The 11,051-nt window shown below is 69.4% G+C and carries 15 protein-coding genes; 7 read left to right on the top strand and 8 right to left on the bottom strand.

What is annotated here, in order from left to right; all coding sequences use genetic code 11:
- Positions 1–116 precede the first annotated feature (116 nt).
- Positions 117–779, top strand: a complete 663-nt coding sequence (locus ACZ3HV_RS02615; protein ID WP_360375795.1) for a potassium channel family protein — start codon at positions 117–119, stop codon at positions 777–779.
- Positions 779–1,456 carry a potassium channel family protein gene (locus ACZ3HV_RS02610; protein ID WP_360375797.1) on the top strand — a complete coding sequence of 226 codons (678 nt, stop codon included), beginning with the start codon at positions 779–781 and terminating at the stop codon, positions 1,454–1,456. The genes ACZ3HV_RS02615 and ACZ3HV_RS02610 overlap by 1 nt, the downstream gene beginning before the upstream one ends.
- A 68-nt stretch (positions 1,457–1,524) precedes the next feature.
- Here ACZ3HV_RS02610 and ACZ3HV_RS02605 read toward each other — a convergent pair whose 3' ends face one another.
- The 4 genes from ACZ3HV_RS02605 to dut form a co-directional block, all read right to left on the bottom strand.
- Complete coding sequence (locus ACZ3HV_RS02605; RefSeq protein ID WP_465680159.1) at positions 1,525–2,307, bottom strand: DUF3159 domain-containing protein; 783 nt, start codon at positions 2,305–2,307, stop codon at positions 1,525–1,527.
- Positions 2,300–2,689, bottom strand: a complete 390-nt coding sequence (locus ACZ3HV_RS02600; protein WP_360375801.1) for an OB-fold nucleic acid binding domain-containing protein — start codon at positions 2,687–2,689, stop codon at positions 2,300–2,302. The genes ACZ3HV_RS02605 and ACZ3HV_RS02600 overlap by 8 nt, the downstream gene beginning before the upstream one ends.
- A gap of 18 nt (positions 2,690–2,707) precedes the next feature.
- On the bottom strand, positions 2,708–3,364 hold the full coding sequence (locus ACZ3HV_RS02595; RefSeq protein WP_465680157.1) for a DUF3710 domain-containing protein: 657 nt from the start codon (positions 3,362–3,364) through the stop codon (positions 2,708–2,710).
- 101 nt (positions 3,365–3,465) lie between these two features.
- Positions 3,466–3,918 (bottom strand): dUTP diphosphatase, encoded by a 453-nt coding sequence (gene dut, locus ACZ3HV_RS02590; RefSeq protein ID WP_465680155.1) that lies wholly within the window; start codon positions 3,916–3,918, stop codon positions 3,466–3,468.
- Between the two features lie 52 nt (positions 3,919–3,970).
- Here dut and ACZ3HV_RS02585 point away from each other — a divergent pair, with 52 nt between their 5' ends.
- Positions 3,971–4,426, top strand: a complete 456-nt coding sequence (locus ACZ3HV_RS02585; protein WP_465680153.1) for a DUF3093 domain-containing protein — start codon at positions 3,971–3,973, stop codon at positions 4,424–4,426.
- A 30-nt stretch (positions 4,427–4,456) separates the two neighbouring features.
- Positions 4,457–4,783 (top strand): DUF4235 domain-containing protein, encoded by a 327-nt coding sequence (locus ACZ3HV_RS02580; RefSeq protein WP_360375809.1) that lies wholly within the window; start codon positions 4,457–4,459, stop codon positions 4,781–4,783.
- 138 nt (positions 4,784–4,921) lie between these two features.
- Here the strand turns inward: ACZ3HV_RS02580 and ACZ3HV_RS02575 are convergent, their stop codons facing one another.
- From ACZ3HV_RS02575 to ACZ3HV_RS02565, 3 genes are all read right to left on the bottom strand, one after another.
- Positions 4,922–5,221, bottom strand: coding sequence for a DUF4193 domain-containing protein (locus ACZ3HV_RS02575; RefSeq protein WP_130379292.1), 300 nt, complete (start codon positions 5,219–5,221; stop codon positions 4,922–4,924).
- Positions 5,222–5,516: 295 nt separating this feature from the next.
- A complete protein-coding gene (locus ACZ3HV_RS02570; RefSeq protein ID WP_465680152.1) occupies positions 5,517–6,317 on the bottom strand; it encodes an inositol monophosphatase family protein in 801 nt (266 codons plus the stop codon).
- On the bottom strand, positions 6,314–7,393 hold the full coding sequence (locus ACZ3HV_RS02565; RefSeq protein WP_465680150.1) for a ferrochelatase: 1,080 nt from the start codon (positions 7,391–7,393) through the stop codon (positions 6,314–6,316). The genes ACZ3HV_RS02570 and ACZ3HV_RS02565 overlap by 4 nt, the downstream gene beginning before the upstream one ends.
- Before the next feature lie 48 nt (positions 7,394–7,441).
- On the opposite strand from ACZ3HV_RS02565, the gene ACZ3HV_RS02560 reads away from it, so the two are divergent.
- Positions 7,442–8,641, top strand: a complete 1,200-nt coding sequence (locus ACZ3HV_RS02560; protein WP_465680149.1) for an MFS transporter — start codon at positions 7,442–7,444, stop codon at positions 8,639–8,641.
- Between the two features lie 39 nt (positions 8,642–8,680).
- Positions 8,681–9,409: a MerR family transcriptional regulator gene (locus ACZ3HV_RS02555; protein WP_465680147.1), complete on the top strand. Its 729-nt coding sequence runs from the start codon at positions 8,681–8,683 to the stop codon at positions 9,407–9,409.
- On the opposite strand, the gene ACZ3HV_RS02550 is transcribed toward ACZ3HV_RS02555, so the two are convergent.
- On the bottom strand, positions 9,392–10,009 hold the full coding sequence (locus ACZ3HV_RS02550) for a trimeric intracellular cation channel family protein (protein WP_465680145.1): 618 nt from the start codon (positions 10,007–10,009) through the stop codon (positions 9,392–9,394). The two genes, ACZ3HV_RS02555 and ACZ3HV_RS02550, sit on opposite strands and share 18 nt — an antisense overlap.
- 56 nt (positions 10,010–10,065) lie before the next feature.
- Here ACZ3HV_RS02550 and ACZ3HV_RS02545 point away from each other — a divergent pair, with 56 nt between their 5' ends.
- The gene (locus tag ACZ3HV_RS02545) at positions 10,066–11,040 is read left to right on the top strand and encodes a phosphotransferase family protein (protein WP_465680143.1); all 975 of its coding nucleotides are present in this window, start codon (positions 10,066–10,068) and stop codon (positions 11,038–11,040) included.
- Positions 11,041–11,051: the final 11 nt, after the last annotated feature.

Below are 11,051 nucleotides of genomic sequence, written 5' to 3'. Positions count from 1 at the left end.
AGGGAGTCAGAGGGTGGCCGGTCTGTGATGTCAGCCGAAGCCCCGGTCCGGTGTAGCGTCTATCCCTGCCGAACCCGAGCCAGCGGCCCCCAGACGGGGCAAGGAGTGATCACCGAGTGCACGTCGTCATCATGGGCTGCGGCCGCGTCGGGTCGACGCTGGCGCGGGGCTTGGAGAAGCGTGGCCACACGGTCGCCATCATCGACCAGTCGGCCGATGCCTTCCGCCGGCTCAGCCCGAACTACACCGGCCGGACGATCGTCGGGATGGGTTTCGACCGCGAGGTCCTGATCGAGGCCGGGATCGAGGACGCCGAGGCGTTCGCCGCGGTCTCGAACGGCGACAACTCCAACATCCTGGCCGCCCGGGTGGCCCGGGAGACGTTCGGCATCAGCAACGTGGTGGCCCGGATCTACGACCCGGGCCGCGCCGAGGTGTACCAGCGGCTCGGTATCCCGACCGTCGGCACCGTCCGCTGGACCGTCGACCAGATGATGCGCCGGCTGCTGCCGGAGGGGTCCGAGCCGGAGTGGCGCGATCCGTCCGGGACGGTCCGGCTGGCCGAGGTGCACGTGCACTCCGACTGGGTCGGCCGGCTCGTGCTCGACATCGAGAAGGCCGCCGGCGTCCGGGTCGCGTTCCTGACCCGGCTCGGCGAGGGTCTGCTGCCCCGGGCCGACACGGTCATCCAGGAGGGTGATCTGGTGCACGTGGTGATGCTGGAACGCGACGCCGCCGCGGTCGAGGCCCAACTCGGCACCAAGCCTGAGGAGCTGTGATGCGGGTAGCCATCGCCGGAGCCGGCAACGTCGGTCGTTCGATCGCCGGCGAGCTGCTGGAGAACGGCCACGAGGTGCTGCTGATCGACAAGGACCCGCGGGCGATCAAGGCCGAGTCGGTGCCGCGGGCCGAGTGGCTGCTGGCCGACGCGTGCGAGCTGTCCTCGCTCGAGGAAGCCGCGCTGCAGCGCTGCCAGGTGGCGATCGCGAGCACCGGCGACGACAAGGTCAACCTGGTCGTCTCACTGCTCGCCAAGACCGAGTTCGGTGTCCCCCGGACCGTTGCCCGGGTCAACCATCCGCGGAACGAGTGGATGTTCAACGAGGCCTGGGGCGTGGACGTCGCGGTCTCGACCCCGCGGATCATGTCCGCGCTGGTCGAGGAGGCCGTCTCGGTCGGCGACCTGGTCCGGCTGTTCACCTTCCGCCAGGGCGACGCGAACCTGGTCGAGCTGACCCTGCCCGAGGACTCCCCGATGATCGGTCAGCGGGTCGGCGACATCGACTGGCCGCTGGACACCGCGCTGGTGGTCATCCTGCGCGAGGGCCGGGTCCTGCGCCCGGACCCGGAAGGCACCCTCGAGCTGAACGACGAGCTGCTGTTCGTCGCCGCGGACGAGACCGAGGAACAACTCGAGGACATGCTCTCCCCCCACCACCGCAAGGCCGAGCAGTAGAAATCCCCCGCGTGCTAGGCAGGCGCTACCTCGTAGCGCCTGCCTAGCGTGCGAGGGCTGGCGGCTGTCTACTTCTTGTTGCCTCGGAGCAGGTGGGTCACGTGGTCACGTGTCTCGGCCCACTTCTCCGGCGGCAGCGATCCGCGCAGTACGGCGTACGCGAGCCAGAGTGCGAGCGCGTAGAACGGCAGGCCAAGGCCGATCTTCGCGATGCCGAGTGCGTTCAGGCTGCCGGTGAAGTACAGCGGCACCTGGACGATCAGGCGGATCGCGAACAGGCCGACGAACACCAGAGTGGCCCGCGAGAAACCCTTCAGCATCGCCGGGTCCTTGCGCCACGCCGTGCCGGTCTGCGTGATCAGGCCGTACAGCACGCCGAACAGCGGCCAACGGATCAGCACGGTGATCAGGTAAAGAGCGCCGTACCCGAGGTTCGTGAGCAGGCCCGGGATGTAGACGTCCTTGGCGTTGCCGGTGCGGTTCGCGACCCAGGCGGAGATCAGGACGCCGACGAAACCGCCGAAGACGTTGCGGAGCGCCTGCTTGCGGACCAGCCGCAGCACGGCGACCGCGGCACCGCAGCCGACCGCCACGATCAGCGCGATCCGCAGGTTGTGGTCGGTGGCCGCGTAGACGATCAGGAACGCGATCCAGGGCAGGCCGATGTCGAGCAGCGCGCCCCAGCCACCCAGTGCGTGGAAGAAGTCCTTGTCGGTGGTCTGCGCGGGCTTCTCGGTCTCCTCGGCCGGCGGGGTGGTCGCGGCAGCTTCCACCTCGGGCTGAAGGATGTCGACCAGCTTCTCTTCCAGGTTCTCCTCGACCTGGTCGCGGCGCGACGTCGGCTCAGCCATGGGCGGCCGTCGGACGGAGCTCGTACCGCGGGTTGAACATCACGCGGTCACCGTCGACGACGCCGATCCGCCCGGAGGCGATCAGTTCCGAGCCGGGGTGGATCCCGGCGATCTTGCGCCGGCCGAGCCAGATCAGCTTGACCGTGCCGGTGCCGTCGTACAACTCGCCCTCCAAGGCCGGTACGCCGCCGCGCGGGCTGAATGTGATCGTGCGCAACGTGCCGAACAGCGTGACCATCTCCCGGTCGTGGCAGCCGGTGATCGACCGCGCACCACAGTCCTGCGCGAAGTCCTGCAGAACCTCGGCGTCCTGCTGGTCGCGGTCTCCGGCCAGTCCCCGGAACGCGCGCTTCCACAGCCCCGCGGGTTTGTCGCTACCCATGATTCGAGTGTAGTCCCGTCACGCCTGTTCCTCGTCCGCCGGCTGAGCGCCCGGCGGGAGCCGCAACGGCAGCGACTCGCGGACAGCCATCGGCTCGGGGCCGCGAACCACGACGACGCTGCGCAGCCTCTCCTCCATCGGCGGCGCGGAGTCCGGCTCGACCGCGGCCCGGCCGAGCACGGTGGCCCGGAGCAGCCAGCGCGGGCCGTCCACTCCGATCACCCGCGAGGTCTGGCTGAAGATCTGTCCTTCGGGGTCCTCGACCGGCACGACCAGCACGAGCTCGGTGCCGAACGGTCCCTCGGTCTCGGTCGCCGTGCCGCCCATCCGGGTGGCCTCGGCGGCAATCTCACGCCGGACCTCGCCCCAGATGCCGCTCTTCTTCGGTGCCGCGAACGCCCGCAGTTCGAGCGCGGAGTCCTCCAGCACCAGCAGGATCGCCTGCACCTGGCCGGTCTGCTCGTCGACCTGCAGCCGCAGCTCCATCCCGGGCATGCCGGTGATCACCAGCGCGCCCAGGTCGATCCGGTCCTCCGCCTCCAGCACCTCGGCATCGACTTCGCTGGAGTCGAACGGCCCCTCGGCGCGGGGTTCCGCCGTACCGGTCTCCTCGACGGCCGCTTCCGTCTCGGTCGTCTCGGGGTCTTCGTTCTTTGCCTTGCGGCGGAAAATCATTCTGTTTCCTTATGGTGTCGGTACAAGCCCGCCGTAGTTTCGCGCACCCGTCAGCTCAAGGGATGCACTGTTCACATTTGGACAGCTCATCGCGTCCAGGCTCAGCGTGTCACATCACCGAAACCGCCGGTCGAGCCGTGTCCGCCAGCGCCCCGGGCCGAACCGGGCAAGGAAGTCACCTCGACGAAGCGCGCCTTCTCCACCTGCTGGATGATCAGCTGGGCGATCCGGTCGCCGCGCCGCAGCGTCACCTCGGTGTGCGGGTCGTGGTTGATCAGGCACACCTTGATCTCGCCACGGTAACCCGCATCCACAGTGCCCGGTGTGTTCACGAGCGACACCCCGTGCTTCGCGGCCAGTCCGGAACGCGGATGCACGAAGGCGGCGTACCCGTCCTGCAGGGCGATCGCGATGCCGGTGCCGACCAGGCCCCGCTCGCCGGGCTTGAGAGTGATGTCGCTGGCCGCCACCAGGTCCGCGCCGGCGTCGCCAGGATGCGCGTACGACGGGAGCGGCAGGTCGGGGTCGAGTCGCTGGATCAGAACCTCGGTCACGGGAGGTGACCCTACCGAGACGGCTGGACCGACCACATGCCAGGCTGGTCCTGTGGGTACCTATCGCGAGCGTCTGAGCGTGCCGGTGGCGTGGTGGATCATCGGCGCGGCCCTGGTCGTCACGCTCTTCGTGATCACCTACGTACCCGTCGGGTCGTTCGGCGGCACCTTCGTCGGCGGCCTCGCCGCACTCATCCTGGTGCTCACCTTCCTCCAGTACGGCGGGGCACGGGTCGAGGTGGACGCCGAGCGGTTCCGGGCCGGGGAGGCCGTCATCGAACGGGCGTACCTCGGCAAGGTCGAGGCGCTGACCGGGCAGGACGCGCGCGACGCGTTCGGGCGGGAGTGCGACCCGAAGGCGTACCTGCTGCTGCGCAGCTACGTACGGGGCGCGGTCCGGGTCGAGATCACCGATCCGCGCGACCCCGCGCCGTACTGGGTGATCGCCACGCGGCACCCGGAACGACTGGCAGCAGCGCTGACCGGGCACAGCGTGACAAGATCCTGATTGTCGGGGACTTGCTGTAAGGAGGCTGCTGTGGTCGGAGCGAAGATCGGCTGGAAGCTGGTACTGGCCGTGTTCACGCTGGTGGTGGGTCTGGTCGCGAACAAGGCGGTCAGTACCGCCTGGAAGCTGGGTTCGGGCGGGAAACCGCCGAAGCACGGCGAGGGCGGGTACGCCGAAGTCGTCACGTGGGCGGTGGCGAGTGGTGCCGCCGCGGCGGCCGCCAAGCTGTTCGCCGAGCGGCGGGCGGCCGAGTACTGGCTCAAGTCGACCGGGTACGCGCCGCCGGGCTACGAGCAGGACGCGACCAAGGGCTTGATCAAGGACACGGATACGGATCTGGTGAAGAAGGACGACTGAAACCCGCCTCGCTCCGCTCGGCGTGGGTGGTAGCGGCCTGGCGAAGGCGGACCAGCGGGGCCGGACATGACAAGCGGGACCGTTCCCAGGGTCTGGGAACGGTCCCGTTGTGCTTCAAGCAGAAGAAGGGCGCTGGTGTCAGGCTGCGCAGTCGCGGCAGATCAGCTGCCCGTTCTTCGTCTCCGCGAGCTGACTGCGGTGGTGAACCAGGAAGCAGCTCGAACAGGTGAACTCGTCGGCCTGGCGCGGGAGCACCCGCACCGCCAGCTCCTCGTGGCTCAGGTCGGCGCCGGGCAGCTCGAAGCTCTCCGCGGCCTCGGCCTCGTCCTCGTCGACCTTGCCGGAGTTCTTGTCGTGACGGCGAGTCTTCAGTTCCTCGATCGACTCTTCGGAAGCGTCCTCGTCCGTCTTGCGCGGGGCGTCGTAATCAGTCGCCATGGTAGTTCCCTGCCCTCTTCATACCCGTGGTGTTGCCTGCTGAGCCCTTGAACGGGTAAAGCGGCCGAGAAATTCCGCGCCGAAGCACCGCGCTGAACCTTCGTCCCCCGAAACCCTTGACAGCCAGGCCGGGACCGGCAACCACCGCTCCCGAGGACGGGATTGTGCCCTATAAAGCTCCGCGATGCACGACTGGGTCCACCGTGTGACCCGCGTGTCGCAACAAATGTCAGGACCGAACACCTAAATGCTCGTTACTGCGCGGCACTGCGCAGAAACGAGCACTCACGACTGCTTAGGCCCGCAACGGGTCCGCGGCGGCCAGCAGGTCGTGGAACGGCCCGAACAGCGCCGGACTGGCCGCGATCGACATCTCCGGCGACACCGGCGCCCCGTTCAGCCCGCCGATGGTCGCGCCGGCCTCGGCCGCGATCAGCGCACCCGCTCCGTAGTCCCACGGATTCAGCCCGCGTTCGAAGACGGCGTCCAGCCGGCCGCAGGCGACGTAGCACAGGTCGATCGCGCCGACCCCGATCCGGCGGATGTCACGGACCTTGGTGATCAGGTGCTGGATCACCTCGGCCTGGACCTGCCGGCGGAGGGGGTCGTAGCCGAATCCGGTCCCGACCAGTGCCGTGCTCAGCTCGGTGCAGCCCGACACCTGGATGGGCTTGCCGTCCACGAACGCGCCACCGCCCTTGGTCGCGGTGAACACCTCGCCCTTGGGTGCGTCCACCACCACGCCGGCGACCGTCTCCCCGTCGTACTCGACCGCGATCGAGACGGCGTACGTCGGGAGGTCGTACAGGTAGTTGACCGTGCCGTCGATCGGGTCGACCACCCAGCGCACGCCGCTGGAGCCGACCACGTCGTCACCCTCCTCGCCGAGGAACGAGTCGTCCGGGCGGGCCTGCAGGACCCGGGCCCGGATCAGCTCCTCGGACTCGCGGTCGACCGCGGTGACGACGTCGGTGACGGTGCTCTTGGTGTCGGCGACCGTGATCGTGCCGCGGCGCCGCTCGACGATCAGCCGGGCCGCCTCCTCCGCCACCTCCACGGCCAGCTTCAGGAGGTGCTGGGGGCTCTCGGCGGTCATACAACTTCCTTAGGGGTAGGTCGGCGCAGGGGTGGGCAGCAGTCGTGACGGCAGTCGTCCCACGCCGGGCCGAGCTTGCCGACGCACGGCCGGGCCGGCTGCTCGCCGCGTTCGGCCGCGGCCCGCTCGACGACCAGGTCGCGGAGCATGGTGACGAACTTCTCGTCGGTGCCGGGGGTCGCGGCCCGGGCCATCGGCAGGCGCAGCTTCCCGGCCGTCCGGGCGGCCTCGGTGTCGAGGTCGTAGATGACCTCCATGTGGTCGCTCACGAACCCGATCGGTACGACGGCCACCCCCGGAACACCCTCGGCCGCGAGCGCCTCCAGGTGGTCGTTCACGTCCGGCTCGAGCCACGGGACCTGCGCCGGGCCGGACCGCGAGCAGTAGACCAGATCGGTCCGCCGGGTCTGCCCGGTCCGGCGCTCGAGCTCGGCATTGATCTCCGCGGCCACGTCCAGGTGCCAGTCGACGTACGCGTTGCCGTCGGGACCGCTGGTCGCGTTCATCGCGGTCGGGATCGAGTGCGTCACGTAGGCGATCGCGGACCCCTCGGGCAGCGTGCCCAGCGCCTCGGCGGTCGACTCGACGAACGAGCCGACGAAGCCCGGGTGGTTCGCGTAGTGCCGGAGCTTGTCGATCCGCGGCGCGTCCGGGACCGCGCGCGCCGCGTCCTCCAGGTTCTCGCGGTACTGCCGGCACCCGGAGTACGACGGATAGGCCGACGTGACGATCACCACTGCCCGGCGGATCCCGTCGGCGGCCATCTCGCGCATCGTGTCGGTCAGGTACGGCGCCCAGTTACGGTTGCCCCAGTAGATCGGCAGGTCCAGGCCGATCTCGTCGAACGACTCCCGCAGCGCCTTCAGCAACTGCCGGTTCTGGTCGTTGATCGGGCTCTTCCCGCCGAACGCGTAGTAGTGCTCGCCGACCTCCTTCAGCCGCTCGTCCGGGATCCCCCGTCCCCGGGTGACGTTCTGCAGGAACGGCAGGACGTCGTCGGGCTTCTCGGGACCACCGAAGGACAACAGCAGGACCGCGTCGTACGGCGCGGCGGCAGGCGACTGGGGCAGCGGCATATTCCGAGTTTCTCAGACCGCCAACAGCTAGGGTGTTGCCGGTCCCTCATGCTCAAGCCCTACGTCCACCTCATGCGCCGTCCCGGTGCCAGTGCGTTCTTCGCCGCCGGGATCCTCGGGCGTATGCCGATCTCGATGATCGGCCTCGGTATCGTCATCCTGATCGCCCAGGAGAGCGGCTCGTACGGCCTGGCCGGCACGGTCTCCGGCGTCGCCGTGATCGCCGGCGCGCTGACCGGCCCGATCCAGGGCCGGCTGGTCGATCGCTTCGGCCAGCGGATGCTGATCCTGATCGGTTCGGTCGTCTGCACCGTCGCTCTCGGGGCGCTGCTCGTCGCGGTCCGTGCCGACGCCGCTACGTGGGTCATGTACGTCCTGTCATTCGTTGCCGGTGGCACCCGTCCGCAGGTCGGCTCGTTCGTCCGCGCCCGCTGGACGCATCTGCTCGGCCGCGGGCGTGCGCTGCAGACGGCGTTCGCCCTCGAGGCGGTCGGCGACGAGGTCGTCTTCATCGTCGGTCCGGTTCTGGTCACCGCGCTCGCCACCCAGGTCAGCCCGTACGCCGCTCTGTCCGCGGCCGGACTGCTCGGACTGATCGGCGGTGTCTGGCTGGCGATGTTGCGCGCCTCGGATCCGCCCGGCCGCGGCAAGTCCGACGGCGCCGAGCAGACGCCACTCCCCTGGGTCTCGATCCTGCTGCTCAGCCTCATCGGTGCCGGGCTCGGAGCGACCCTGGGTGGCACCGAGGTGATCACGATCGCGTTCACCACCGAGAAGGGTCAGGCAGGGCTGTCCGGCGTCGTACTGGCCGTGTGGGCGTTCGGCAGCCTGCTGGCCGGACTCTGGTACGGCTCGGTGCACTGGCGTGCTCGGGTCGAGCGGCGCTTGCTGTTCGGCACGGTCTTGCTCGCCGTCACCCTCGCGCCGCTGCCCTGGGTCGACAGCGTGCTGATGCTTGGTGTGGTGCTGTTCTTCTGCGGCACCACCATCGCGCCGACCATGGTTGCCGTCACTGCCTGCGTCGAGGAGTGGGTCCCGCCCCAGCGCCTCACCGAGGCGATCACCTGGACCGTCACCGGCATCCTCCTCGGCGTCGCCCCGGGCAACGCCGCCGCCGGTCACGCCGTCGACCTCTGGGGCCCGTCGAAGGCCTACTGGGTCCCGTTCTCGATCGGCATCGCCTGCGCCCTGGTCGCCGCCTTCTCGACCACCTTCGCCCGGCCCAAGAGGCGCTTCGCTCATAACTAGGCTTGTATCTCCTCTCAGGGGAGGTGTGAGGCTGTGGGCATGGACCACTCGATCGGTGCGGTCGCTCGGCTGGCCGGGGTGTCGGTGAAGACGGTGCGGTACTACTCCGACCAAGGGCTGCTGGCGTCACGGCGTACTGCTGCCGGTCACCGCCGGTACGACGGCGACGCGGTCGCGAGGCTCGAGCTCATCCGGACGTTGCGTGCCCTAGGCATCGATCTGCCGACGGTGCGCGCGGTGCTGGAGCAGGAGCGGACGCTCGCCGAGGTCGTCACCGCACACGCCGAGGCGCTGACCGTGCAGATCCGGACCCTGCAGCTGCAGCAGGCCGTCCTGTCGGTGGTCGCCCAACGCCATTCCACTCCCGAGGAGCTCGAACTCATGCATGACCTCACTGCCCAGTCCGACCACGAGCGCCGCGCGCTGATCGCGGACTTCCTGACCGCCGTCCTCGGCGACGAGCCCGAGCTCGCCGCGGTCCGCCAGAACCTGACCCCGGTGCTCCCCGACGATGCCGACGGACGGCAGGTCGAGGCGTGGCTGGAGCTGGCGACGCTGACGCAGGACGAGACCTTCCGGGCATCGGTACGGCGGATGGCCGTGGGCTACCGTGCTCTCGCCACGGACCAGCCCCTGTGGCACGACCCGGAGTTCCGCGGGCGGCTGATCGAACTTCGCCGTACCGAGGCCGACCCGCGCTGGCCGAGGTATCTGGAGTTGCTTGCCGTGGTCAACGGCTGGGCCGCACCGTCACGGGTTGCGGGGTAGCGGCGCGTTCCAGCCGCGGCGGATCGCGACCAGCCGGATCGCGAAACACGCCAGGGCCGCGGCGAACGGAACCCAGAGGGCGTGGTACTCGAGGGCCGCGGCGACGACCACGATGGCGGCGCCGAGGAAGGCCGGGATGGCGTAGATCTCGGACCGGAGCACGACGGGAACCCGGCCGCTGAGGATGTCGCGGATCACGCCGCCGCCGATGCCGGAGATCGTGCCGAGCACGACCGCCGGGAGCGGCGTCAGCCCGTACTCGATGGCCTTCAGCGCGCCGGTGACGCAGAACAGTGCGAGACCGGCCGCGTCGAAGATGTTCACCAATCGCTCCACCCGGCCGATCCCGGGATGCAGGAAGAACGTGAGCAACCCGGCCACGACCGGCACCACGAGGTAGCGCCAGTCCTGCAGCGCCGCCGGCGGCGTCGCGCCGATCAGAACGTCTCGCAGGAATCCACCGCCCAGCCCGGTGACCAGCGCGAGCACCATGATGCCGAACACATCGAGCTTCTTGCGTACGCCGACCAGCGCGCCAGTGATCCCGAACACAAAGATGCCCACCAGATCGAGCACCTGCAGACCCACAGATCCACTCACACCCCGCACGCTAAACCACAGGCGCCCGCGCCCCGACCGCTCTATCGTCGGTGGACATGAGCCGAGCGCCCGACGTCGACTACAGCGCCACTTCGTTGCGACCGGAGTGGGACGCGCTTCCGGTCGCGCTTCACGAGGCGCTGGCTGTTGCCCTCGGCACCGAGATCGCCGAGGTCGCCGCGCCGGTCAGGTCCGGGTTCACGGGCGGCTTCGCTGCCCCGGTCCGGTTGGGCGACGGCCGCCGGGTCTTCATCAAGGCTTCGGCCGACACGCTGCACTCCTACCGCGCGTACCAGCGTGAGGCCGAGGTGGTCCCGCAGTTGCCGGCCGCGATCAAGGTCCCGGCGATCGTCGCCACCGCGTCGGCGGAGAACTGGTTCGCCGTGGTATCGGAGTGGGTGGACGGGCGGATGCCTGGTTCACCGTGGACGGCCGAGGACTTCGAGCTGGTGACCGTGACCTGTGAGCGGATCGTGGAGGTGATGGACCCGAGCCCGTTCGACGGGATGAAGCTCTTCCTCGAAGACCTCGTGGAGGGTGAGTCACCGCTGCTCGTGCCGGCCCAGATCATCGCGGGTGATCGCCCGCTGCCGAGCGGATTGCAGCCGTGGGTACGGCGGATCCTGCCCGAGCTCGCCGACCTGGTCCAGCTGGCGCCGGAAGCCTTCGCCGGGGACGCGGCATCCCACGGAGATCTCCGGCCGGACAACCTGATCATCGACGCCGACCGTACGTGCTGGACGGTGGACTGGAACTGGCTGGCGCTCGGACCCCGCTGGCTGGACTGGGCCGGGCTGCTCCCCATCGCGCAGTACCACGGCATCGACACGGCCGCCGCGATCCGCAGCAGCCCGCTGACCGCCGACGTACCTGCTGATCATCTCGACTGCTACAACGCGGTGGTGGCGGCGTACATGTTGCGCAACGCCGACGCACCCCCACCGCCTGGCTGTACGCCGGCCCTTCGCGAGCATCAGCGCCTGTACGCCTGGACCTTCCTCGACTGGCTTGCCGCACGCCGTGGGTGGTGAGCGCCTACCGT

This window comes from Kribbella sp. NPDC020701 (assembly GCF_055562215.1).
This window is presented reverse-complemented; position numbering and strand designations above follow the sequence as displayed.